At 67.6% G+C, this 22,963-nt stretch carries 19 protein-coding genes and 1 tRNA gene; 11 read left to right on the top strand and 9 right to left on the bottom strand.

Annotated elements, in window-relative coordinates; translation table 11 throughout:
- Positions 1–13: 13 nt before the first annotated feature.
- A complete protein-coding gene (locus tag Q0D93_RS01100; protein WP_294390163.1) occupies positions 14–1,054 on the bottom strand; it encodes an oxidoreductase in 1,041 nt (346 codons plus the stop codon).
- Between the two features lie 68 nt (positions 1,055–1,122).
- Between Q0D93_RS01100 and mgrA the strand changes: the two genes are divergently transcribed.
- A complete protein-coding gene (gene mgrA / locus Q0D93_RS01095) occupies positions 1,123–2,193 on the top strand; it encodes an L-glyceraldehyde 3-phosphate reductase (protein WP_294390160.1) in 1,071 nt (356 codons plus the stop codon).
- 63 nt (positions 2,194–2,256) lie between these two features.
- Here the strand turns inward: mgrA and Q0D93_RS01090 are convergent, their stop codons facing one another.
- Positions 2,257–2,625 carry a MerC domain-containing protein gene (locus Q0D93_RS01090; RefSeq protein ID WP_294390157.1) on the bottom strand — a complete coding sequence of 123 codons (369 nt, stop codon included), beginning with the start codon at positions 2,623–2,625 and terminating at the stop codon, positions 2,257–2,259.
- A 117-nt stretch (positions 2,626–2,742) separates the two neighbouring features.
- On the opposite strand from Q0D93_RS01090, the gene Q0D93_RS01085 reads away from it, so the two are divergent.
- A complete protein-coding gene (locus Q0D93_RS01085; RefSeq protein WP_294390152.1) occupies positions 2,743–3,570 on the top strand; it encodes a cytochrome b/b6 domain-containing protein in 828 nt (275 codons plus the stop codon).
- Positions 3,563–4,318 (top strand): molybdopterin-dependent oxidoreductase, encoded by a 756-nt coding sequence (locus Q0D93_RS01080; protein WP_294390150.1) that lies wholly within the window; start codon positions 3,563–3,565, stop codon positions 4,316–4,318. Before Q0D93_RS01085 ends, Q0D93_RS01080 begins: the two co-directional genes overlap by 8 nt.
- A gap of 164 nt (positions 4,319–4,482) precedes the next feature.
- Here Q0D93_RS01080 and Q0D93_RS01075 read toward each other — a convergent pair whose 3' ends face one another.
- The gene (locus Q0D93_RS01075; protein ID WP_294390148.1) at positions 4,483–7,008 is read right to left on the bottom strand and encodes a glycoside hydrolase family 9 protein; all 2,526 of its coding nucleotides are present in this window, start codon (positions 7,006–7,008) and stop codon (positions 4,483–4,485) included.
- 286 nt (positions 7,009–7,294) lie between these two features.
- Here Q0D93_RS01075 and Q0D93_RS01070 point away from each other — a divergent pair, with 286 nt between their 5' ends.
- Positions 7,295–9,790: a glycoside hydrolase family 9 protein gene (locus Q0D93_RS01070; protein WP_294390144.1), complete on the top strand. Its 2,496-nt coding sequence runs from the start codon at positions 7,295–7,297 to the stop codon at positions 9,788–9,790.
- On the top strand, positions 9,787–10,899 hold the full coding sequence (locus Q0D93_RS01065) for an aldose epimerase family protein (protein ID WP_294390142.1): 1,113 nt from the start codon (positions 9,787–9,789) through the stop codon (positions 10,897–10,899). The genes Q0D93_RS01070 and Q0D93_RS01065 overlap by 4 nt, the downstream gene beginning before the upstream one ends.
- Before the next feature lie 18 nt (positions 10,900–10,917).
- Here the strand turns inward: Q0D93_RS01065 and Q0D93_RS01060 are convergent, their stop codons facing one another.
- The 3 genes from Q0D93_RS01060 to Q0D93_RS01050 are packed head-to-tail and all read right to left on the bottom strand — an operon-like array spanning position 10,918 to position 12,906.
- Entirely contained in the window at positions 10,918–11,205 is a 288-nt protein-coding gene (locus Q0D93_RS01060) for a hypothetical protein (RefSeq protein ID WP_294390139.1), read from the bottom strand.
- A gap of 52 nt (positions 11,206–11,257) precedes the next feature.
- A complete protein-coding gene (locus tag Q0D93_RS01055) occupies positions 11,258–12,145 on the bottom strand; it encodes an NAD(P)H-hydrate dehydratase (protein WP_294390138.1) in 888 nt (295 codons plus the stop codon).
- Positions 12,142–12,906, bottom strand: a complete 765-nt coding sequence (locus Q0D93_RS01050; RefSeq protein ID WP_294390136.1) for a histidine phosphatase family protein — start codon at positions 12,904–12,906, stop codon at positions 12,142–12,144. The genes Q0D93_RS01055 and Q0D93_RS01050 overlap by 4 nt, the downstream gene beginning before the upstream one ends.
- 125 nt (positions 12,907–13,031) lie before the next feature.
- Here Q0D93_RS01050 and Q0D93_RS01045 point away from each other — a divergent pair, with 125 nt between their 5' ends.
- A complete protein-coding gene (locus Q0D93_RS01045; protein WP_294390133.1) occupies positions 13,032–15,395 on the top strand; it encodes an HAD family hydrolase in 2,364 nt (787 codons plus the stop codon).
- Positions 15,396–15,534: 139 nt separating this feature from the next.
- On the opposite strand, the gene Q0D93_RS01040 is transcribed toward Q0D93_RS01045, so the two are convergent.
- Positions 15,535–15,897, bottom strand: coding sequence for a Na+/H+ antiporter NhaA (locus Q0D93_RS01040; protein ID WP_294390130.1), 363 nt, complete (start codon positions 15,895–15,897; stop codon positions 15,535–15,537).
- Between the two features lie 52 nt (positions 15,898–15,949).
- Here Q0D93_RS01040 and Q0D93_RS01035 point away from each other — a divergent pair, with 52 nt between their 5' ends.
- The 3 genes from Q0D93_RS01035 (at position 15,950) to Q0D93_RS01025 (ending at position 19,945) form a co-directional block, all read left to right on the top strand.
- Positions 15,950–17,035 (top strand): polysaccharide pyruvyl transferase family protein, encoded by a 1,086-nt coding sequence (locus Q0D93_RS01035; protein WP_294390128.1) that lies wholly within the window; start codon positions 15,950–15,952, stop codon positions 17,033–17,035.
- Positions 17,022–18,413, top strand: a complete 1,392-nt coding sequence (locus tag Q0D93_RS01030; RefSeq protein ID WP_294390125.1) for a Coenzyme F420 hydrogenase/dehydrogenase, beta subunit C-terminal domain — start codon at positions 17,022–17,024, stop codon at positions 18,411–18,413. Before Q0D93_RS01035 ends, Q0D93_RS01030 begins: the two co-directional genes overlap by 14 nt.
- A 65-nt stretch (positions 18,414–18,478) precedes the next feature.
- Positions 18,479–19,945, top strand: coding sequence for an ATP-binding protein (locus tag Q0D93_RS01025; protein ID WP_294390122.1), 1,467 nt, complete (start codon positions 18,479–18,481; stop codon positions 19,943–19,945).
- A gap of 114 nt (positions 19,946–20,059) precedes the next feature.
- On the opposite strand, the gene gloA is transcribed toward Q0D93_RS01025, so the two are convergent.
- Complete coding sequence (gene gloA / locus Q0D93_RS01020) at positions 20,060–20,572, bottom strand: lactoylglutathione lyase (RefSeq protein ID WP_294390120.1); 513 nt, start codon at positions 20,570–20,572, stop codon at positions 20,060–20,062.
- Between the two features lie 221 nt (positions 20,573–20,793).
- Here gloA and Q0D93_RS01015 point away from each other — a divergent pair, with 221 nt between their 5' ends.
- On the top strand, positions 20,794–21,420 hold the full coding sequence (locus Q0D93_RS01015) for a PEPxxWA-CTERM sorting domain-containing protein (protein ID WP_294390116.1): 627 nt from the start codon (positions 20,794–20,796) through the stop codon (positions 21,418–21,420).
- 130 nt (positions 21,421–21,550) lie between these two features.
- Here Q0D93_RS01015 and Q0D93_RS01010 read toward each other — a convergent pair.
- A tRNA-Thr gene (locus Q0D93_RS01010) sits at positions 21,551–21,626 on the bottom strand.
- Between the two features lie 113 nt (positions 21,627–21,739).
- Between Q0D93_RS01010 and Q0D93_RS01005 the strand changes: the two genes are divergently transcribed.
- Positions 21,740–22,960, top strand: coding sequence for a hypothetical protein (locus Q0D93_RS01005; protein ID WP_294390113.1), 1,221 nt, complete (start codon positions 21,740–21,742; stop codon positions 22,958–22,960).
- The last annotated feature ends 3 nt before the right edge of the window (positions 22,961–22,963 follow it).

Raw genomic sequence — 22,963 nt, 5'->3', positions numbered from 1 at the left:
GCGGAAAACCGCCTCAGCAGCGCGGATTGTAGCGGAGCAGGCGCCCTTCCCGCGCGCTGCGGCGGGCACAGTCCAGCAGGGCCATGCCCACCAGCGCGTCGGCCGGATCGACCGGCGGCGGGAAGCCGCCACGGATCGTCTCCGCCACGCCGCTATAGAAAAGCCGCCAGTCGCCGCGCTCGGTGCGGATCCGCTCCTGCGTGCCGTCGGGATAGACGATGATGCCGTAATATTCCGGCACATCCTCGCCATAGGTCTCGCCCGCCGGCAGACCGCCGGCGCGGAGCAGCCCCTCCTGCGGGTCCAGGCCATATTTGACGAAGCTGCCGGCGGTGCCATGCACGGCGAAGCGCGGGCGCGTGGCCGCGACCAGGCTGGAGGATGACAGGATCACCCGCATCGCGCCGTAATGCAGCGTCACCTCGAAATAATCGTCCACCAGCGCGTCGCGCCGCTGGCTGGCGACATCCCCGGCGACATGGTCCGGCGTGCCGAACAGGGCGATCGCCTGATCCACCAGATGCGGACCCAGGTCGCTGAGCAGGCCGCTGCCCTCCCCCGGCACTTCGCGCCACCCCTGCTTGATGGCGGGACGATGGCGATCCCACCGCATTTCCACCAAGCGGACGTCGCCCAGCCGCCCCGACCCCAGCAGCCGCCGCACCGTGACGAAGTCGCCATCCCAGCGGCGATTGTGAAACACGGTCAGCATGCGGCCGCGGGCCAGCGCCAGTGCGGCCAGATCCCGGCCCTCCTGCGCGTCCACCACGAACGGCTTGTCGATCACCACATGCTTGCCCGCGAGCAGGGCGTCGCGCGCCAGTTCGGCATGGGTGTGGTTGGGGGTGGCGATCACCACCAGCTCGACCGAGTCGTCGGTGAACACCACATCCGCATTGCCGGCGACCACCGCATCCGGATAGGCAGCCGCCACCGCATCTGCCCGCGACGTCACCACGTTGCGCAACGCCAGCCGCGGCGTGGCGGTGATCAGGGGTGCGTGGAAGTGGGCCCCTGCAAGCCCGAAGCCGATCAGCGCCGTATTGATCGTCATCCCCGCTCCTTGATGGACAATGTTAACCGTCCCGATATGGAAGTGCCATCAGCAGCTTGGAGCGAACCATGGCCTTCCCGACTCCGTATGTTTCGGACCCGCTACGATATGATGGCAGGATGGTCTATCGTCGATGTGGCCGCAGCGGGCTCGACCTGCCCGCCATATCGCTCGGCCTGTGGCAGAATTTCGGCGGCGCGGACGTGTTCGAAACCGGCCGCGCCATCCTGCGCCGTGCCTTTGACCGGGGTGTAACCCATTTTGACCTCGCCAACAATTATGGCCCGCCCTACGGATCGGCGGAGGAGAATTTCGGGCGTGTGCTGGCGACCGACTTCGCCGCGCATCGCGACGAACTGGTCATCTCCACCAAGGCCGGATGGGACATGTGGCCAGGGCCCTATGGCGACGTGGGCGGCAGCCGCAAATACCTGATCGCCAGCCTGGACCAGAGCTTGAAGCGGATGGGCGTCGATTATGTCGATATCTTCTATTCGCACCGGGTCGATCCCAAGACTCCGCTGGAAGAGACGATGGGCGCGCTGGCGCAGATCCATGCGCAGGGCAAGGCGCTGTATGTCGGCATTTCCAGCTACGAACCGGGCCTGACCGCCAAGGCGGCGGCGATCCTGGCCGAGTACAAGGTGCCATTGCTGATCCACCAGCCGAGCTATTCGCTGCTGAACCGCTGGATCGAACGGGACCTGCTCGCCACGCTGGACCGGCTCGGCACGGGCTGCATCGCCTTTTCGCCGCTGGCGCAGGGGATGCTGACCGATCGCTATCTGAACGGCGTGCCGGAAGGATCGCGCGCGACCCGCAATGGATCGCTCAAGACCGACCTGGTGACGCCGCAAGCGGTAGAGCGCATCCGCGCGCTGAACGACATCGCGAAGGCGCGGGGCCAGACGCTGGCGCAGATGGCGATCGCCTGGGTGCTGCGCGATCCGCGCGTCACCTCCGCTTTGATCGGCGCGCGCACGGTGGAGCAGCTGGACGATTCGCTGGACGCGGTGAGGAACCTCGCTTTCTCCGCCGACGAACTGGAGGCGATCGATCGTCATGCGCAGGACAGCGGCATCAACATCTGGGCCGGATCGTCCGACATCACCACCCTGCCGGAAGGGAGCAAGGCGTAAGCCTGCACCGCCGCGTCCTGTCGAGTGCCGTACCGGATCGCGGATGCGCGGTCCGGTGCGGGATCAGGCGACCGGCGCGTGCTGCAGCTTGCGGTGATGCCAGTTGGCAAGGTGGGCGGCGGCGATAAACAGGCTGCCCACCACTGTCGCCAGCGTTTCCCGCACCGTGCCGTCCCAGATCACGACCGCGAGCGTGAGCAGGGTCAGGCCGAACACGCCGGAGACGAGCGGGCTGGCGAGGTGGTGCCGGCGATACCCGGCGAACAGCACGCCGGCGGTGGTGGGCACGGCCAGCACCAGCGCGAACAGGTGAAAATTGGTGGGAATCGGCAGCACGGTCGTGACGACCGGCAGTGCCAGCACGATCAGCGGCAGGGCCAGGCAATGGATCAGGCACGCCGCCGCTGCCCCGATCGCCAGGGCCTCCATCATATCCGACATCCGGCGCATGGATCGCACATGGGGCATCCCTGCCAAAAAAGCAATGATATACTGTATCAGTCGCCCGATCGGTGACGTGGGCCATGGCCCGTGCTAGGGGCGGAGGCGATGGACGATCGCCCGCCCCGCCCCCTGCTCTACCGGCATCGGCTGCCGACGCGACTGTGGCACTGGCTGAATGCGCTTGCCATGCTGATCCTGCTGTTGAGCGGGCTGATGATCTTCAACGCCCACCCCCGCCTCTATTGGGGCCGCTACGGCGCGAACTTCGACAAGGCCTGGCTGCAGATCGGCCCGAGCCCGACCGGTGGCGGACAATTGGCGATTGGCGGCGCGCATATCCCGACCACGGGGGTGCTCGGCCGCTGGAGCGATGCGCAGGGGCGACCGCAGGCGCGCGCTTTTCCATACTGGATGACCTTGCCCTCGCGCTACAGCCTGGCGGGAGCGCGGCGGTGGCATGTCCTGTTCGCGTGGGTGCTGGTGCTGGGCGGCCTTGCCTATGTGGTGGCGAGCCTGGTCAACCGCCATTTCCGGCGCGACCTGTGGCCGTCGCGGGCGGAGCTGGAGCCGCGGCATCTGTGGGGCGACATTCGCGACCATGCCCGGCTGCGCCTGCCGACCGGCGATGCGGCGGGCCGCTACAACATCCTGCAGAAGCTGGCCTATCTGCTGGTCATCTTCGTGCTGATCCCGCTGATGATCCTGACCGGGCTGACGATGGGACCGGGGTTCAACGCAACCTTTCCGCAGTTGCTGGACCTGTTCGGCGGACGGCAATCGGCGCGCTCGATCCATTTCCTGTGCGCCATGGCCCTGCTCGGCTTCGTCGGCCTGCATCTGGCGATGGTGGTGGCGGCGGGGCCGGTGAACGAGACGCGGTCGATGATTACCGGCTGGTTCCGCACTCCGCCGGAGCGGCGACGCCATGAATGACCTGTCCCGCCGCCGCGCGCTCGGCACGCTGGGCGGCGGCGCCCTGCTGCTCGGCGGATGCGATCGGTTGGCCGCGACCCAGCCGCTCCAGCACGCCTTTCACGGCGCGGAGGGGCTGACCTACCGCGTCCAGCGGCTGCTGACCCCGCGTGACGCGATGGCGCCGGAGTTCCACGGCGCGGACCTGTCGCCGGTGTTCCGCTCCAACGGCACGGCCATGCCCGCGTCGGCCGATTATGCCGCATCGCTGGCGAGCGATTTCCGCGACTATCGCCTGCATGTGGGCGGGCTGGTGGCGCGCCCCCTCGCCATCCCGCTCGACCGGTTGAAGGCGCTGCCGCAGCGGGCGCAGATCACCCGGCATGATTGCGTCGAGGGGTGGAGCGCGATCGGCAAGTGGACCGGTCCCGCGCTCGGCCCGATCCTGCGCTTCGCCGGCCTGTCACAGGCGGCGCGGTATGTCGTGTTCCACTGCTTCGACGATTTCGGCGGCACGGCTTATTATGAGAGCATCGACCTGGTCGACGCCTTTCACCCGCAGACGATCCTCGCCTGGGCGCTGAACGACCGCCCCCTGCCCGTCGCCAACGGCGCACCGGTGCGGGTGCGGATCGAACGCCAGCTCGGCTACAAGCACGCCAAATATGTTCGCGCGATCGAGGCGGTGGCGAGCCTGGACCGGATCGGGCGCGGCAAGGGCGGCTATTGGGAAGATGTGGGCGATTACGCCTGGTATGCCGGGATCTGACCCGCCGCCGGCTTGAATCCTCCTCTCTAGTGTCGAAGCAGCTCCGTGCTCCCGCCTGCGCAGGAGCACGGCGTCGTTCCGAACAAGTCGTAGTCCGCCGCTGCCCAGAGGCGGCGGACCGGCGCGGGGCACATCCGCCGCCGGCCTGGGATGGACGCGACGCGCTACTTCGTCTCGCGCGCCAGATCGTTGGCGGCGTGCACCAGCTGGATCCAGTCCGGCCCCATCGGGATCACATATTCATTCTCGCCCCAGAAGAAGGGCCAGTCCTCACGGTTTTCGGGAAGGTCCGGCTTGATGATGAGCATCCCCGGCACGATCCCGCCGGCGATGTAGCTGAAGTCGGCGCGGTTGTTGCCATAGGCCACCTCCTTGGTGACCGATCCCACGCCTGACACGAAGGAGCGGTCGTTGCCGGGATGATGGCCCAGCATATAGTCGATCGCCCGGAACACCGCCGACCCGTCGACGATATCGGGAAAGGCCTTGTGCAGCGCATAGGCGGTCATGCCGTAATTCTGGACCGCGCCGTTGCCGGCCCAGCCGCCTTCGGTAATCGGCACGCCGAACGGGTTGGCGGTCAGGCTCTCCCTCGCCTTTGCCGCCCATTCCCGCACGGCGGGGATCATCGCGTCGCGATAGGATGCGGGCATGTAGGGCAAGGCCTGCACCGCCGTGGCGGCGACGGCATCGAACTTGGCGGAAAGCGCCGGCCACATCTCCTGGATGCGGGCGGCATATTTCTGGTCCCTGGTCGTCGCCAGCAGCTCCACCGCCGCCGTAAACTCTTCCACGTCCAACGGTCCGCCGGTGGTGTTGCCATAGTGGAAGGTGTTGGGTGCGTGGCTCTTTTCCTCGGCCCAGGTCTTGGTCGCGATGGCGAGCGCCTTGGCCGCCAGCGCATCGTCATAGCCGCGCAACGCGCGCGACGCCGCCGCTAGCGCCGCGGTGGAGCCGAAGTTCAGCGCGGAGGCATGGCTGGTAAAGGCCCAACGATCGTCCGGCGTCCCGCTCCGCCCATCCTTATACTCGTAAGGCTTCAGCTTGGGATCGTAGACGTAGCCGTCGGTCTTGTTCACCGCATCGCCCAGATGGGTATATTGCGCCACGTCGGGCTCGACGATGCCGTCGATCGCGAAACCGACCGCATCGTAGTGGGCGACCAATTGCAGCACGCCGTGCTTGATCTGCTGCTGCATGTCCGGCGCGCCGTCGGGGACGTGCATTTCCACCCGGCAATGGTCCCAATTGACCTCGGTCGTGTCGCGCGTGGGGCGGAAGCGTTCCCATGTCTCGGCCAGCTGGCGCACCACGGCATATTGCGATTGGGTGCGGATGTCGAAATCGCCCGCATCGAACCACCCGCCGACGTTCAGGCCGGGAATATGGTCCATCCCCTTATACTTGGTGTTGGTGCTCGGCCCCTGGGCGTAGAGGTCGATATGTTCGTGATCGGCCGGCGCCTGCAACGCGTCGTCGCGATGGGGGTCGCCATGCCACACGCGATAGGCCTCGTTCACGAACATATGATCCATCGCCACCGGCATGTAGACGTCGAGCGTCGGATGCCACGCATCGCCATAGATGGTGTCGGCGATGCGGAACGGCGCGGTGCGCGTCTTGCCATATTCCAGCACGTACAGGCCGGGCGTCTTCACGCTGGAAAAGTCGAACTGGAGATATTTGTAGCGGAGATAGGTGCCCCACGGCCTGGCCGCGCCCGACAGGACAGGCGTCATCGCGCCGGTCGGCTGCACCTGCAACAGTCGCACCGGGCCGGTCGCCGCATCGTTCCTGTCTAGCTCGATCGTGGCGAGCTTCTTCTGGCCCGGCGCATAGCCCAGCTGCGAATGGGCGATGGAGGGCGGACGGACCCATGCCGGCACGCTGTTGGCGGACACGGTCCAGTTCAGCACCGCGCCGGTCTTGCCCGAAGGCAGCAGCGAGCGCAGCACGAACCAGCCATTCTGCGCCTGGTTGCGTCCGTCATAAAGCTGGATCGGAACGTCGCCCGACACGCTGACACGGCGCGCGGGATCGTCCGGCGCCAGCACGAAGCTGTGCCCGCTTGCCATCGGCAGCGGCTCAGCCCCCGGCCCGTCCGCCCGCCCGCTGGCGGCGTTGCGCTCGGCCGTCCGCACCATCGCGCTTTCCGGATGGAGCGGGAAGCCACCGGCCTGACCATCCACCATATAGCTTTTGTGGAAATAGGCCGAGGGGATGAATTCCAGGTTGAAGCCGGCCTTGCCCGCCAGCGCCGCCGGCAGCGGATCGGTCAGGATCACGCGGATCGCCAGCTGGTCGCCATGCGGCTCGGCATGGATGACATAGCGGAACTTGTGTTCGGGATATTCCAACGTGACGTCGATGGCATGCGTGCGGGGATCGACCTTGCGTTCCACCAAGCGCCCGATCGCGTCCCACTGCGCCGGCGTGGCGGACAGGCGGACGTCGCCATTGGTGGCGGTGCGCTCGCCCTGCTGGATCAGTTCGATGCCGGAAATCTTGGAGTCGGCGAACAGCCCGTCATACCAGTTGCTGAACACCAGCCAGTTGACGCCGCGCGCCTCGTAATAGCCCGCCGGCGACCAGGTGAGCGGGGCGGCGGGCACTGCCTCCGCCACCGCGGGCAGTGCCAGCGCAGATACCGCCAGCAGTAGCAGGCGGCGGAACGAACAGGTACCGGGCATCAGCGATCCTTCTCCAGATCTTCGGAAAACAGGTGGATCGATGGACGTGAAGCAGCCATCGCCGCAGCGCGGGTGAGCACCGCGGGCATCGTCAGGCCGGGCAGGTCGAACCCTTTCACCCCATCCTCCCTCGGCGCCGTTGCGGCGCCATGCCCCCGGTGATTCCGGGTGACCGGCACAGGATTATGGGAACGCTACCATCTTGGCAAATTGCCTTTTTCCTGCACCAAGTTAGACCAAGGTCGCAGAGGTGGGACAACCATCCGCATCGTAAAGGAGAGGCATGATGACACGATTTCGTCTGGGCAGCGCATTACTTGCGCTCACCGCATTGACCGCGCCGGCTTTCGCCAGGCCGAACCTGACCCTGAACGCGCAAGGCTATTTCGCTACGCCGGGGCTGAACGTCATGTCGTTCAGCGATTATTATCCGGACGGGCACCAGACCGGCGTCACCATCATCCAGCATGGCATGCGCACCGCCGCCAACGGCGACCTGCGGCTGGAGGCGTCGCCCGGCCAATGGTCGGCCATGCCCGCCACCGGCGAGCGGACGGTGGATGCGGCGACCAACACCGTGTCCCGGCACCTGTCCTTTCCCGATCCGGCCAAGGACCGCACCGGCTTCAACCCGATCGTCTACCCCGACCTGAAGATGGGCTATTCGGTCAGCGTCACGCCGCTGGAGGGCGACAGCTTCCGCATCCGCGTCGACCTGGATCAACCGCTGCCCGCCAAATATGTCGGCAAGGTCGGCTTCAACCTGGAGCTGTTCCCGACCGACCTGTTCGGCAAGAGCTGGCTGATGGGCAACCAGTCGGGCATCTTCACCCGGCAGGCGGACGGCCCGATGACGCCTGACGCCACCGGCGAGCAGATCGCCGCCCCGCTCGCCAGCGGCGGCACCACGCTGGTGGTCGCGCCCGAAAGCGACACGCAGCGGATGACGATCGAGAGCAAGACCGGCGCGCTGGCGCTGATCGACGGGCGCGGCAACCTCAACAATGCCTGGTATATCGTGCGCGGGCTGGTGCCGGCCGGCGCCACCAAGGGCGCGATCGAGTGGGTGGTGACGCCCAACGTCGTGCCCGGCTGGAAATATGATCCGGTGCTGCAAGTGTCGCAGGTCGGCTACATGACCCAGCAGCCCAAGCAATTGGTGGTGGAGCAGGACCCGGCGGACAGCGCCGCCGACACCGCCCGCCTCTATCGCCTGACGGGCACGGGACGCGAAGAGGTGAAGCGCGGGACGCCCGCGTCATGGGGCCGCTTCCTCCGCTACGGATATCGCACCTGGGACTTTTCGGACGTGACCACGCCCGGAATGTATGTCGCCACCTATCGCGGCAAGGAGACGCAGCCGTTCAAGATCGGCGACGACGTCTATGACCGCCATGTGTGGCAGCCGACGCTGGAATATTTCCTGCCGGTCCAGATGTGCCACATGCGGGTGGAGGAGAAATACCGGGTCTGGCACGGCCTGGACCATATGGACGACGCGCTGATGGCGCCGGTCAACCTCAACCATTTCGACGGTTATGCGCAGGGCCCGTCCACGCTGACCAGGTTCAAGCCGTTGCAGCATGTGCCGGGACTGGACGCGGGCGGCTGGCACGATGCCGGCGATTATGACCTGCGGGTGGAAAGCCAGATGGGCACCACCTGGCTGCTGGCGAAGATGGTGGAGGAGTTCGGCCTCAACTATGACGCGACCACGATCGATCAGGTCAAGCATCTGGTGGAGATCCACCAGCCCGACGGCAGGAACGATGCGATCCAGCAGATCGAACATGGCCTGTTGAGCGTCATGGGCAGCTATCGCGCGTTCGGGCGGCTGTATCGCGGCATCCAGGACGCCACGCTGAAACAATATACGTTGCTGGGCGACGCATCGAGTTCGACCGACAATGTGGTCAACAAGCCGGTGGCGGGGCTCGGCACCTATTTCCAGGGGCCGCCGATCAAGGCGGACGACCGGCTGGTCTTCACCGAAGACAATCCCAATCGCGAGATCGAGGTGGCCGGGCAATTGGCCACGGTCGCACGCGTGATGCGGACGCAGGATGCGAAGCTGGCGGCCGAAACGCTCGCCGCCGCGCGCGACATTGCCGGCAAGGCGATCGACCGCGCCACCAGCGTCGATGCCAAGGCGTTTGCGCTGAGCGAACTGTACCTGTCCACCGGCGACACGGCCTATATGGATCGACTGGTCGCGATGAAGAGCGACATCGTCGCCAAGATCGACCAGGCCGGCTGGGCGATCGCATCCGTGATCGACCGGGTGCCCGACGCCGCGTTCAAGGCGGAGGTCCGCACCGCCGTCGCCGCCTATCAGGCGAAGCTCGCCGCCGCGGCCAAGGCGGATTCGCCTTATGGCGTGCCCTACAAGCCCGACATCTGGGGCGCGGGCTGGATCATTCAGGAATATGGCGTGAAGCAGTGGATGCTGCACAAGGGCTGGCCCGATCTGGTCCCCACCGGCAATTTCGTGAACGCGCTCAACTTCGTGCTGGGCGTGCATCCGGGCCAGAACACCGCATCCTTCGCCAGCGGCGTCGGTTCGCATTCGGCCACCACCGCTTACGGCGTCAACCGCGCGGACTGGAGCTACATTCCCGGCGGGGTCGTGTCCGGCACCGCCTTGATCCGGCCCGATCTGCCTGAACTGAAGGTATGGCCCTATTTCTGGCAGCAGACCGAATATGTATTGGGCGGCGGCGAGACCAATTACATGTTCCTCGTGCTGGCGGTGAACCAGCTCTACAAGAAAGGCCCGCAGTGATCGTCCGCACCGCCCTGCTCTCATTCCTCCTGCTCACCGCCGCCACCCCAGCGGAAGCGGTGAAGGAGACGGATTTCGGACGCACCAAGGAGGGGCGGGAAGCGCACCTCTACACTTTGTCCAACGGCAAGGGGATGCGGGTCAGCTTCACCGACCTGGGTGGCGTGATCACCGCGATCGAGGTGCCGGACCGTAACGGCAAGCGCGCCAATGTCGTGCTCGGCTTTTCCAATGCGGCGGAATACCAGGCCAAGAACGACAATTACTTCTTCGGCGTGCCGGTCGGCCGTTTCGCCAACCGGATCAAGGGCGCGCGCTTCGCGCTGGACGGCCACACCTATCAGCTGACGCCGAACAACGGCCCGAACCTGCTGCATGGCGGGCCGCCTTTCTACCATCAGCGTTTCTGGGCGGTCTCCACCTTCGCGCGCGGCAACAGCGTGAAGCTGAGCCTGGTCAGCCCGGACGGGGATCAGGGTTTCCCGGGCGAGGTCCGGCTGAGCATGACCTACACGCTGACCAGCCGGAACGAACTGCGCATCGACTACCGCGCCACCAGCAGCAAGCCGACCGTCGTCAACTTCACCAACCACAGCTATTTCAACCTGGCGGGCGAAGGCAGCGGCGATGTCGGCGGCCAGGTGATCCAGATCATGGGCGATCGCATCGCGGAACTGGACGATCAGGCGGTGCCGACCGGCCGCATCCTGCTCGTCAGCGGCGACTATGACCTGCGCCAGCCGCGCATGATCGGGGACGGGCTGGCGGCGCTGAAGGCCAAGGGGGTCGGCGGCTACGACAATCCCTGGGTGTTCGGGGAAGCGCCCCGCCGCAAGCCGGTGCTGGTGGCGCGCGCCACCGACCATGCGTCCGGCCGGATGATGGAGGTGCTGACCACCGAGCCGTCGATGCAATTCTACACCGCCAACAGCGAGTGGGGCACGGACGCCGGCCCCAGCGGCACGATCTATCGCCGTCATGGCGGCTTTGCGCTGGAAACCCAGCACCTGCCCGACAGCCCGAACCAGCCGGCTTTCCCGACCACAACGCTGCGGCCGGGACAGGTGTTCAAATCGACGACGATCTACCGCTTTCCACGGCGCCCGTAATCGCGTGGGCGAGCGGCGTCAGGACGGATGCCCTTCCGCCTCGTCGAGCGAGCGGAGCTGCGCTTCCCGTTCCGCATTGACGTCGCCGGAAGCAACGCCCGTATCCTGCGGTGCGTTGGGGCTGGTGCCGGTGGGTGCCTTTTGCGAGCCGCCGAGGGGATCGGGATCCGGCCCCTCGCGCAGGATCCCGCCGCCACCCGGGGTCTGATCGAGCTGGTCGTCGCTCAGCACAGCGGCGGCGTTCAGGTCGTCGCGCGGCTCGGGGCTGGCATTCAGGGGCGCAGTGTTGGGCTGTTCGGTCGGCATGGGGCTCTCCTTGTCCGACCTGAACGGATGGGCGTCGCGACCGATCCGCGCTTCATCCCGCGTGCGCGGCGAGCAGGCGCGGCAGACGTGGCGGCAGGTCGCGACCCAGAAAGCCAACGGGCCCGATCTCGTTCGCGGCGGCAAGCCCGACCTGCGCATGCAGCCACACGCCCCATCCCGCCGCAGTCAGCGGGGCACAGCCGCGCGCCAGCACCCCGCCGATGATCCCTGCCAGCACGTCCCCCGACCCGCCGGTGCCGAGGCCGGGCGTGTCGCTATGGTGGGTCAGCAGCGTGCCATCCGGCGCGGCGATCACGGTACGCGCGCTCTTCAGCACGATCACCGCGCCGAACCGCCGGGCAGCGTCAACGGCGGCGCGTTCGGGGTCGTCCCCGATCACCTGTTCCAATTGGCCGGTGAGCGACGCCATCTCGCCGTGGTGAGGGGTGAGCACGGCGCGGCCGCCATGTGCCGCCACCATGTCAGCCAACGATCCGGCGCAGGCCACGCAGGCGGCATCCAGGACCAGCGCCAGCCCGTCACGCGGCGCGGCGATGGAGGCGCGGAGCAGCACGTCCACCTCCTCCCGCCCGCTCATGGCCGCGCCCAGCACCGCCGCCTCGCACGTCTCCATCTGCTCGCGGATCAGGGGCGCCGCGTCGGCCGCGATCTCGCCCCGCTCATTCTCCGGCAGGGCGACCATGCCGGCTTCGGGCATGAGGAGGCCGAGCGGAATGGCGAGCGGTTCGATCGTCGCCATCCGCACCTTGCCCGCGCCGACCCGCAACGCCGCCTCCGCCACCAAAGCCAGCCCGCCCGGTACGCGGCGTCCCCCGCCCACGGCCAGCACACGACCGCGGCTGTTCTTGTCGGTGCCGCTGTCGATCGGCGGCAGCGGATTGGCGCAGCGCCAGTCGCGGTCGATCCGGGGCGGGCTCATCCGCGTGCCGCCACGATCGGGTCGGGCGCGGCGGTCGACACCTCGCCCTCCTGCTCGACCGGCACGACATCGTTGTAGCGGGCGAGACGGAGCCCCCCCATCGTTCCCTCGCCGGGATCGAAGCGATATTCGGTGACGCCGCAATTGGCGACATTGGCCTGGCGGTCGATCGCCAGGATCGCCGCTTCGTCCATCCGCTCGATGATGTAGCGCAGGCACAGCACCACCACCTGATGACACACGATCATCACCCGCCGCCCGCCATAATGGAGCGACACGGTGTCCAGCACCGAACGCAGCCGCAGGATCACGTCGCACCAGCTCTCCCCACCCGGCGGACGATGGTAGAATTTGCCCAGCAGTCGGCGAAACTCGGCCTGTTCGGGGTAAGCCGTGGCGATGCCGGACGTGGTAAGCCCGTCCAGCATCCCGAACTCCTTCTCGCGCAGGCGCTCATCGCGGCAGAATAGTCGCTCGCCCGCCATCCCGCCTGCATCGCGGAACAGCTCGGCCGTGCGCACCGCCCGGACGTAGGGCGAGACCAGCAGCGCGTCGGGGCGATCGCCCTCCGGCTGCTCACCGAACCATAGGCCAAGCGCATGGGCCTGGCGCTCGCCCAGCGGGCTGAGCGGCACATCCACATCGCGCCCGTCAATGGCGATGCGGTGCAGCTCCGCCGCCAGCGCGGCATCGCGCGCGACATTGCCGGCGCTTTGGCCATGCCGGACGATCCACAAACGTTCGGGCCATCTCTGCGTCATGCTCTCCCAACACAAGCAGCGCGCAGAAGGTTGCGTGCGTCCGTCACGCACCGGCAAGGTTAAGGGAATCGCAACGCTGTTGGTCGATATGCGCGGGATTGGCAGGTGCCGGAGACATTCGACCGATGAAGACCCAGGTCCGTGCGCACGAGATTGCGACATTGCTGGACGACGCGCCGGCGGATGTCCGCATCCTGTCGCTCGACTGTTTCGACACCCTGCTGTGGCGCAACCTGCACGCTCCCAGCGACCTGTTCGCGGACCTGCCTTTCGCCGGCGGCGCGATCGAGCCGCGCCTGGGCAGCGAAGGCCATGCCCGATCCCGGATGCTGGCCGCGCACGACCGAGACGAGGTGTCGATCGAGGCCATTTACGACCAGTTCCTGCCCGGCGCGACCACGGCCGAGCGCGCCGCCGCCGTGACGCGCGAGCTGGATGCGGAGGCGCGGCACTGCTTCGCCTTCGCGCCCACCGTCGCCCTGATCCGCGCGGCCAAGGCGCGCGGGCTGCGCGTGATCGTGGTCAGCGACACCTATCTCGGCGAAGTCCAGCTCCGCGCGCTGATCGGGCGTGCCGCCGGCAATGACGTGGCGGGCATGATCGACCAGATCTTCTGTTCGTCGGAGCATGGCCTGTCGAAGAGCCAGGGGCTGTTCCGCCCGGTGCTGGAGGCGCTGGGCGTCGATCCGTTCGCAATCCTCCACGTCGGCGACAATCCGGTGGCGGACGCGGAGGCGCCCCATGCCCTCGGCATCCGCGCCGTGCATGTCGAGCAGTTCGATCCCGTCACCCACCAGCGGCTGCGCATGGAGGCGGCGGCGGCGGCGATGATCGATCCGGCGGTACGGATCACCCGCCCGCTCTTCCAGCCGCATCGCCCGCAAGTCGCGCTGCGTGTCGAGGACGATGCCGCGACGATGCTGGGCCATGACGTGCTCGGCCCGATCATGCACGCCTTCGCATCCTGGGTGCGGGACGAGGTGCGGGCGATCGCGGACGCGACCGGCCGGCCGGCCAAGCCTTTATTCCTGCTGCGCGACGGTTATCTGCCGCAACAGGCCTTTGCGGCGGCGGGCTTCGGGGATGCGGCCGCCGTGTCGATCAGCCGCTTCACCGCCGCCGCCGCCAGCTTCCCCGACGAAGCGGCGATCCGCGCCTACCTGGTCGACAAGCACAAGGAACGGCCCGATATTCTCGCCCGCCAGCTGCTGCTGACCGACGGCGAGATGCGGCAGATGGGGTCCACAAACGCCCAGTTCCGCCGCGCCGCGACCGAGCCCAAGTGGGTGCGTACCATCACCAAACGCAGCCACGCTTTGGCCGAGCGGCTGGTCACCCACGTCCGGCATGAAGGCGGGATCGAGCAAGGCGATACAATCGTGCTGGTCGACCTGGGCTATAATGGCAGCGTCCAGAATCTGGTCGAGGGGCTGCTGGTCGAAAAGCTCGGCGTGGCGGTGGCCGGCCGTTATCTGTTGCTGCGCGAACGGCGCCCGTCCGGGCTGGACAAGAAGGGCATGATCGACACCCGCCACTATGAAGGGCGGCTGACCGACGCGCTGAGCGGGCCGATCGCCGTCGTGGAACAGCTGTCCACGGTCGCGCAGGGCTCGGTGGTGGACTATCACCCCAATGGCAAGCCGATCCGCAAGGCCGCCGACGTCAAGGGTGCGCAGAGCGTCACGCGCGACGCGATCCAGGCGGCGTGCCTGCGCTACGTGCGCGAGGCCGGCGCGGGCATGCACCGCCCGCCCGCATCCGACGATGCGGATTGCCGCCGCCGGCATGCGGCCGCCGTGCTCGCCCGTTTGCTGTACCTGCCGATGGCGGAGGAGGTCGCGTTGCTCAAGCGGTTCGACCATGACGTCAATCTCGGCACCAAGGCGCTGGTGAAGCTGGTGAACAGCGAGGCATCGGGCGAACAGCTGCGCCGGCGCGGCCTGCCCTACATTTCGCAGGCGGTGCGGATGTACCTGCCGGGCGAGGTGCAGGAACATGGCTTTCCGCTCGCCTTGTCGCTGCTGTCGGTGGGCCGGTTCGGGCTGGATTTCCGCCATAGCGATTTCCAGGTCGGCGGCATCGACGTGCCGGTGCTGCTGGCGAGCGCCACCGGGCAGACGCTGACCACGGTTCAGGCGTACCCGACCCATGACGGCTATTACCTGCTGACCGCCCCGGCGGGGGACGGCACGCTCGCCCTTGGCATCCAGCTCGGCGCGGTGGCGGAGGTGGTGCAGATCGAGGAACTCGCTTTCTATCCCGTAGCGGAGTTTTCGGAGGTCACCTGCCCGCCGGCCGCGGTGCCGCCGTCGCCGGTGTTCGATGCGATGGAGACGATCGCGCCGGGCCTGCTGCGCTGCGAGGAGCGCGGGCTGGTGTTCGTGCCGCCGCCGGGCATGGTGGAGGACGGCCCGCTGTTGCTGGCGGTGGCGTTCCGTCCGGTGGTGCGGCGGGCGGCATCCGCCGCCGCCTTATCGCAGGCCGCCTGACCGGGATCAAAGGGGAGCCGCGCCGTCCGGCCGGGCCAAACGCAGCACGATCATGGCGCGATCATGCCGCAGGCTTCGGTGATGATCGGCAGGCCGCGTTCCGACCAGGCGGAGAGCTGGCCGGTCACAAACTCCCGCCTCAATTCCAGCCGACGAACAGCAAGAACAGGCTGATCCGTCCGTCGTCGGTCCAGTACAGCACGGACAAGCGGCCCACCCGTGCCCCCAGCAGATCGAAATAGAGCGACGCTGCCGGGCTGTTGGCGAGAATCATGACGACAGCGGCAGCCGCCATCAGCAAGGTGCCGCCCGCCGCCTCGTTGCGCAGGAATCGGGCGATCGCCGATGCGGCGCCGCTTGGAAGGATGGAAGCCATCCCTGCCAGCCCCCAGCTTTGCTGATCGCAAATAGAAGTGGCTGATTTGCCAGCGACAAGCGAAACGTGGCAACGGACGCCACGCAGGGCGGAACCGGCATGGCGCCCGGTCGCTTGGCGCTTCACGATCCGCTCCGCCGCCCGGTGGAGCGGTTGCTGACAGAGGGAAAGGATTTGGATGGCGGACGACGTTCGCAAGCGGATCGGCGTGCTGACCTTCCACCGGTGCATCAATTACGGATCCTATTGGCAGGCGCGTTGCCTGGTCGAAGGGCTGCGCGCGCGCGGCCACGACGTGATGCTGCTGAACCACGATTCCCGGCGGGTGAACTGGAAGGAGGCGCGTTGCGCGTTCCAGCCGCTGCTGCCGGAACGAACCGCGCGGGCCGATTTCCCGCTTTATGCCGCCAAGACGCGCAAGTTCCTGGCGGCGTTCGACGCCATGCCGACCTCACCGCGCTTTCCGCTGGACCAGCCGGAAATGCTACCGCCCTATGACGTGGTCGTGGTGGGCAGCGACGAGGTGTGGAATCAGCGCCACCCCTGGTATGGCGGCCAGGCGACGTTCTACGGCACCAAGGTGAAGGCGGGGCAGTTGGTGTCCTATGCGGCCAGCTTCGGCAACCACAATGCCTCCGAGGGGCTGGAGCCGTGGTGGGCCGAACAGCTGCGCAATTTCTCCAGCATTTCGGTGCGCGACGAGAATTCGCGCCAGATCATCGTCGCCGCGCTCGGCATCGAACCGGCGATGGTGCTCGACCCGGTGCTGCAATTCCCACCCGACAGCACCGATGTGGGCGACGGCGATGACGGGGAGCAAGCGCCCTATCTGCTCGTCTACGGTCACAATTTCCCCGATTGGTACAGGGATAAGGTGCGCGCGTGGGCGGACCGGCAGGGGCTGCGCGTGGTCAGCCTCGGCTATCGCAATGAGTGGGCCGACGAACAGCGCATCGATGCCGGACCGCATGATTTCGCGCGCATGATGCGGGCGACGTCGGCGGTGGCGACCAATTTCTTCCACGGCTGCGTGTTCGCGCTGATCAATGGCAAGCCGTTCGCCTGCGCATCGTCGACCTATCGCAACAACAAGGTGCGCGACCTGCTGCATGGTTTGGATGGCGCGCACCATCTGCTGGATGAGAACAGCGTGGCGACGGACTATGCGGCAGCGCTGGGCCAGCCGCTCGCCCCCGCGATCGGCGCGCGGATCGAGGAACTACGACGGAGTTCGAACCAGTATCTCGACCATGTCCTCGCCTGATCGGGCGGTCAGCCGGGCCGAGATCGTCGGGTCGGACCTGTGCATCGGCTGCGGCGGCTGTGCCCGGCCCGACACCGGCATGCGCTGGGACACGCATGGTCAGCGCAAGCCGGACGGCCCCGCCGCATGGCTGAGCGCGCCCGACCCGGTGCTGACCCGGACCTGCCCGTTTTCGCCCGGCGCTGCCGCCGACGAGAACGACATTGCGGAGGCTCGCTTCCCTGATGCACCGGCCACGCACGACCTGATCGGCCGCTACGAGGCGGCGTATGTCGGCCATGCCGAAGAGGACGGCTTCCGCATGGGCGGAAGTTCGGGCGGCATGGTCAGCTGGGTCGCGGCCGAATTGCTGCGCCGGGGCCTGGTGGATGGCGTGGCCCATGTCTCCCCGCGCGACCCGGCCGAGGATGGCGGGCGCTTCTTCGGCTATCGCATCTCCCGTTCGGTCGAGGCGGTGCATGAAGGAGCGAAGTCGCGCTACTTCCCGGTCGATCTGGCCGAGGTGCTGGAGGAGATCCGCACGGTGCCCGGCCGCTATGCCGTGGTCGGCGTGCCGTGCTTCATCAAGGCGGTGCACCTGCTCCGCCGGGAGGAGCCGGTGCTGCGCGAACGCATCGCCTTCACGCTCGGCCTGTTTTGCGGGCACAACAAGAGTGCGCGGATGGTCGAGAGCTTCGCCTGGCAGCTCAGCACGCGCCTGCCCGCCGTGCGCGCGGTCGAATATCGGTTGAAGCAACCCGACCGGCCTGCAAACTGGTACACCGCCCACCTCGCGCTGCGCGACGGCAGCATTCGCCAGCAGGATTGGTGGCACCTGGCCGACGGGGACTGGGGCGCGGGCTTCTTCCAGAATCCGGCCTGCAATTATTGCGACGACGTGGTGGCGGAAACCGCCGACGTGGCGTTTGGCGACGCCTGGGTGGAGCCTTACTCCTCCGACGGACGCGGCACCAACGTGGTGGTCGTCCGCTCGCCGGAGATCGCGGCGATGGTCGACCAGGCGCGGGCCGAAAACCGGCTTACGCTGGATCAGGTGGACGCCGACTTCATCGTCCAGACCCAGGCCGCCGGGTTCCGCCACCGGCGCGAGGGGCTCGCCTACCGCCTGACCTGGGCCAAAGGCGGACTTACGCCCGTCAAGCGTGTCTTGCCAGGCCGGGGCGCGCTGCCGCTCAGGCGACGCCTGGTCTATCGGCTGCGCTTCGGCATCGCCAAATGGAGCCACCGCATCTTCGCCGCCGCCCGGCGGCTGGACCGGCCGGCGCTCTACACCCGCTGGGCCAAGGCCTCGCTCCGCCTCTACCAAGCGCTGACCTGGTCTCAGGGACGACTTGGCGCGGCGTTCGACCGCATCGAACGGATGATGGCCGCGAAATAGGGTTATGGTGCCGTTTGCGATGAGTTGGGTTGCCCTTCGCGGATTCGATCCGGCAAAGGCCGCGCATGGCCACCGACATCGAAATGGGCAACACGCCGGACGGCGGGCGGGCGCGGCTCGACCTTGAAGAACTGCTCGCCAGCCGCCTGCTGGTGCAAGGCAATTCCGGGTCCGGCAAGTCCCACCTGCTCCGCCGCCTGCTGGAGCAGAGCGCCGGCTATGTGCAGCAGGTGGTGATCGATCCCGAAGGCGATTTCGTCACGCTGGCCGAAGCCTTCGGCCATCTGGTGATCGAGGCGGCGGACTATACCGAAGCCGAAAGCGCCAGCATCGCCGCGCGCGTCCGCCAGCATCGTATCTCGGTCGTGCTGAACATGGAGGGGCTGGAGGTCGATGCGCAACTGCGCTGCGCCGGCGCGTTCCTCAACCGCCTGTTCGATGCCCCGCGGGACCAATGGTATCCGGCGCTGGTGGTGGTGGACGAGGCGCAATTGTTCGCGCCCGCCGCCGCCGGCGAAGTAGCGGAGGATGCCCGCCGCGTCTCGCTCGCCGCCATGACCAACCTGATGTGCCGCGGCCGCAAGCGTGGCCTGGCGGGCGTGATCGCGACCCAGCGCCTGGCCAAGCTCGCCAAGAATGTCGCGGCGGAAGCGTCCAACTTCCTGATGGGGCGCACCTTTCTCGACATCGACATGGTTCGGGCCGCCGACCTGCTCGGCATGGAGCGGCGGCAGGCGGAGCAGATCCGCGACCTTGCGCGCGGGCAGTTCCTGGCGCTCGGCCCGGCGCTCGCCCGCCGCCCGTTCCTGGTCCATATCGGGGAGGTGAAGACGAGCGGCGCCGGCGGCTCCTTCGCGCTCGCGCCCCTGCCCAGCCTGGACCAGGGCGACCGCCAGGCTCTCTTGTTCGACATGCTGGAGCCGGAAGCGCCGCCCCCGCCCCCCCCGCTGCCTCGCCAGGTGGAGCCGGTCGACCATCTCCTCGCCCGGCTCGCCGCCGAGCGATCGGAGCCGGCGGACGACGGCGAGCCGCCCGTCCCGCCCTCGCCGGAGACAATCGACGCCGTGCTGGCCGACATGGTGGCGGATAGGGACGAGCTGCGCGCGCCGGGGGCGCTGTTTCACGATTTCGGGCTGCGCTGCCGGATGCGGGGCGTGGCCCTGCCGCCCTTCTCCCCACCGGTGTTCGCGCGGCGGCTGGCGCTGGCGCGTGCGGGTATCTTCTCGGCCGAACTGGCGGACGAAAGCTGGGCGACCGCGCTGCAACTGGCGGAAAGCGTGCCGGAAGATATGCTCGGCGTGTTCATGACCATCGCGCGTGCCGCCCGCGATCAGGCGCCCTGCCCCTCCGACGACGACATTGCCCGCGTCTACGGCACGCAGTCGCTCGGCCGCATCCGCCGCCTGCTCGCCTACATGGAAAGCAAGAACTACATCGCGCTGCGCGTCGACCTGCGCGGCCGCCGCACCGCCGCCATCCCCCAACTGGGCTGGACCACCGAGCCGGAAGCGGTGCCGGGCGCGGCGGCCTGACCGGATTTCACCCAACGGCAATCGAACGAAGCTCGACGCTCCATCACAACTCGCCGCAGTCGACATGGCGACGGGCTTTGACGGGATTGCGTTCTGGTGGTGGGCGCGTCCGTGCTAGCCCGCCGCGGTGACCGCGCCCGTCATGCCGTTGGGTGACAGGATCTCGATCCAATAGCCGTCGGGATCGAGGATGAAGGCGATGTCCTTCATCTTGCCCTCGTGCGGGCGCTTCTTGAACGGCACGCCGAGTTGCTCGAACCGGGCGCAGGCCGCCGCCACGTCGGGCACGCTGATGCCGAGATGGCCGAAGCCGCGCGGCTCTGCATTGCCGTGGTGATAGCCGGCGAAGTCGGGGTCGCTCTCCGTTCCCCAATTGTGGGTCAGTTCCAGCGTGGTTTCGCGCGTGAAGATGAAGCGCGCCCGCTCCGCCGGATCCGCCGGCACGTCCTCACCCTCGTTCAGATAAGCGAGGAAAAAGAGCGAGAAGCGCATCTCCTCGAAGTCGAGTTTCTGCAGCAGGGTCATGCCCAGCACATCGCGATAGAAGCCGATCGACGCCTCCGGATCGCGGATGCGCAGCATGGTCTGGTTGAACACAAATCCTTCGGTGCCGGGTGCGCGGGTCATGTCCCTGTTTCTAGGCGAGCGTCCATCGCGCGTCCACATCGCTGCCATGCGCACGCGCGATCGCGTTGCCGCCTGTCTCGATCATGCTTATGCCCCACAGCACCGACGATGCGCAGCCCCCCCCCCAAATGGGGGTGCCGGGCGACCGGTTCGGGGACTGTGGCGATCCTGGTTAACATGGGATTACTCCCGCCGGCCGGGGGGCCTTGGGAGTTCGTCATATGCGCCATCTAGCCTTTGCCGTCATCCTTGCGCTTGCCCCGGCATCCGCACATGCCGTCACGATCGACTTTGAAACACTCGGCTTCGATGGCGAGACCAATCCAGGGCCGAAGGGAATCGCATCGCCGCTGGTGATCGGAGACTATACCTTCACCGCTACCGATCCATTCGGGCTGCCGCCGATCCTCGTCTATCCGCGCCAGAGCACCAACAATCCCGATTTCGGCGGCACCAGCATCGTCCCCAACCGCTCCGACCCCGGCATCACCATCACCCGGACGGATGGCGGCGTTTTCGCCTTCAACGCGGTGGATCTGACCTTCGCCTATGACGACCAGAATGCGTCCTTCCCCGGCGGCCTTGCCACCTTCACCCTGGACGGCGACGCCTTTTCGCTGACGCGCGCATTCGACAATGCGCCGGGTTTCCAGACCTTCGGTATCAACGCTTTTGTGAGCAGTGTGCGAATCAGCGCGGACAGCGCCTTCGCGATCGACAATGTGGTGCTGGACGAGGCGACCGCAGCCATTCCGGAACCGGCCGCCTGGGCGATGATGCTCGCCGGCTTCGGCGCCATCGGCGCAGCCATGCGGCGGCGACAGACCGCCGCGCCCGACTTCGCCTGATCCAGGCCCCTGTCACGGACGGCGTCGGCCACCCCGGCCGGCGGCGTCCATGCCGGTCCACCGCGGTGCGCAAGGCCCACACCACACGAGCATACGGATCGTGGCGACGGCACATTCAAAATGTCTGGGATGGTGCCGCCTACAGGACTCGAACCTGTGACCCCCGCATTACGAATGCGATGCTCTACCAGCTGAGCTAAGGCGGCGTCGGGAGGGGCGTTACCAACGGAAAAGGTCCAGCACAAGAGGCTGTTGTCCTTCATTCTTCCTAAACCACCGCGGCCACAGGATCGAGCAAGGCGGAAAAGCAGGCGGCGACATGGACGATCCAGGCGTAGATTTCAGTGGCGCGATGGCGAGCGGGACGGGTGTGGGCCCCGACGCGGTCTTCGGGCGGGAGCGGCGGCTGCATGCGCGCGCCTACGATCATTGGGTTTCCTTGCTGCGCGGGCGGCGGATGCCGTTGCTGGCCGACCTCGACCCCGGCCATCTCGATGATTTCGCCGGACACAGCGTGCTGATCGAACTGGTGGGCGCGGAGCGGCAGCCCACCATCGCCTTTCTCGGCCGCGCGCTGCGCGACGAGGCGGGCATTGCGCCCGCACGACCCGACGTGAGTGAGGTGCCGGCGGAGACGTTGCTGTCGGAATTGCTGCGCCGATTTGGGGAGATTGCCAGCCATGGTGCGCCGATCGGGTTCGAGGCGGAGCTTGCGCGGCATGACGGTGCGCCGATGCTGCATCGCGGTATCCTGCTGCCCTTCGCCGATGACGATGGCGCCCTATCGGCCGTTTATGGCGTGATCAGCTGGAAGATGCTGGCAGTGGTGGACGGCCTGTCCGACATCACCGCCGCCGTCACCAGCGCGTTCAGCAGCCGCCGCTTGGTGCCGGCCACGTCGGTATGGGGTGATGGGCCGGGAGCCGCCGCGCGCCCTGCTCCGCGCACCGGTCAGACTTTGCCGCAACGTCTTACCGGCGCGCGCACCTGGGCCGCGCTGGCGCAGGCCGATCGGACCCGCAGCACGGCCAGCCTCCACGCCGCGCTGGGCATCGCCCACGACCTGCTGCTGGAGGCGCGCAACGATCCGGCGGCGTTTGCAGCACTTGCCCGATCGGCGGAGGTGCGCACGGCGGCGACCGCGCGCAACGTAATCGCCCTGATCTTCGGTGGCCCCGCCTTCGCGCTGAGCCGCATCCAGTACCGGCGCTATGCCTTCGCCCTCGACCATGCCGCCCGCCTAGGCCTTGGTCCGGCGCAGTTCGGTCCTTGGCTTGACCATCAGGCCGGTGGCGTCGTCGCGGCGACGGCGGCCGAACGGCGCGCGCGGCGACAGGATGCGCGGCTGCGCCAGCGCGGCGACACCTGGGACTGGATGGTGTCCCGCCCCGCGCTCGGCCATGTGGCGTTGAGCCCGATCGAGAATGACATGCTGCTGCTGCTCGGACGTCGCGCGGCGCGCGGGGTGGACGTGATCGCGTCGGTCCCCTCCGCCGCGCCGCTAACGGATGCGGCGATCGCGCGGGTCCGCGCCGCCTGACAC

The sequence above is a fragment of the uncultured Sphingomonas sp. genome (assembly GCF_934560975.1).
Lineage (GTDB): Bacteria > Pseudomonadota > Alphaproteobacteria > Sphingomonadales > Sphingomonadaceae > Sphingomonas_I.
Note: the sequence above shows the minus strand (reverse complement) of the source record. Positions and strands in the feature narration are given on the sequence as shown.

Excerpts from the sequence above, each read along its gene's own strand:
- Q0D93_RS01100 (WP_294390163.1), bottom strand. The coding sequence starts at position 1,054 with ATGACGATCAATACGGCGCTGATCGGCTTCGGGCTTGCAGGGGCCCAC.
- mgrA (WP_294390160.1), top strand. The coding sequence starts at position 1,123 with ATGGCCTTCCCGACTCCGTATGTTTCGGACCCGCTACGATATGATGGC.
- Q0D93_RS01090 (WP_294390157.1), bottom strand. The coding sequence starts at position 2,625 with ATGATGGAGGCCCTGGCGATCGGGGCAGCGGCGGCGTGCCTGATCCAT.
- Q0D93_RS01085 (WP_294390152.1), top strand. The coding sequence starts at position 2,743 with ATGGACGATCGCCCGCCCCGCCCCCTGCTCTACCGGCATCGGCTGCCG.
- Q0D93_RS01080 (WP_294390150.1), top strand. The coding sequence starts at position 3,563 with ATGAATGACCTGTCCCGCCGCCGCGCGCTCGGCACGCTGGGCGGCGGC.
- Q0D93_RS01075 (WP_294390148.1), bottom strand. The coding sequence starts at position 7,008 with ATGCCCGGTACCTGTTCGTTCCGCCGCCTGCTACTGCTGGCGGTATCT.
- Q0D93_RS01070 (WP_294390144.1), top strand. The coding sequence starts at position 7,295 with ATGACACGATTTCGTCTGGGCAGCGCATTACTTGCGCTCACCGCATTG.
- Q0D93_RS01060 (WP_294390139.1), bottom strand. The coding sequence starts at position 11,205 with ATGCCGACCGAACAGCCCAACACTGCGCCCCTGAATGCCAGCCCCGAG.
- Q0D93_RS01055 (WP_294390138.1), bottom strand. The coding sequence starts at position 12,145 with ATGAGCCCGCCCCGGATCGACCGCGACTGGCGCTGCGCCAATCCGCTG.
- Q0D93_RS01050 (WP_294390136.1), bottom strand. The coding sequence starts at position 12,906 with ATGACGCAGAGATGGCCCGAACGTTTGTGGATCGTCCGGCATGGCCAA.
- Q0D93_RS01045 (WP_294390133.1), top strand. The coding sequence starts at position 13,032 with ATGAAGACCCAGGTCCGTGCGCACGAGATTGCGACATTGCTGGACGAC.
- Q0D93_RS01035 (WP_294390128.1), top strand. The coding sequence starts at position 15,950 with ATGGCGGACGACGTTCGCAAGCGGATCGGCGTGCTGACCTTCCACCGG.
- Q0D93_RS01030 (WP_294390125.1), top strand. The coding sequence starts at position 17,022 with ATGTCCTCGCCTGATCGGGCGGTCAGCCGGGCCGAGATCGTCGGGTCG.
- Q0D93_RS01025 (WP_294390122.1), top strand. The coding sequence starts at position 18,479 with ATGGCCACCGACATCGAAATGGGCAACACGCCGGACGGCGGGCGGGCG.
- gloA (WP_294390120.1), bottom strand. The coding sequence starts at position 20,572 with ATGACCCGCGCACCCGGCACCGAAGGATTTGTGTTCAACCAGACCATG.
- Q0D93_RS01015 (WP_294390116.1), top strand. The coding sequence starts at position 20,794 with ATGCGCCATCTAGCCTTTGCCGTCATCCTTGCGCTTGCCCCGGCATCC.
- Q0D93_RS01005 (WP_294390113.1), top strand. The coding sequence starts at position 21,740 with ATGGACGATCCAGGCGTAGATTTCAGTGGCGCGATGGCGAGCGGGACG.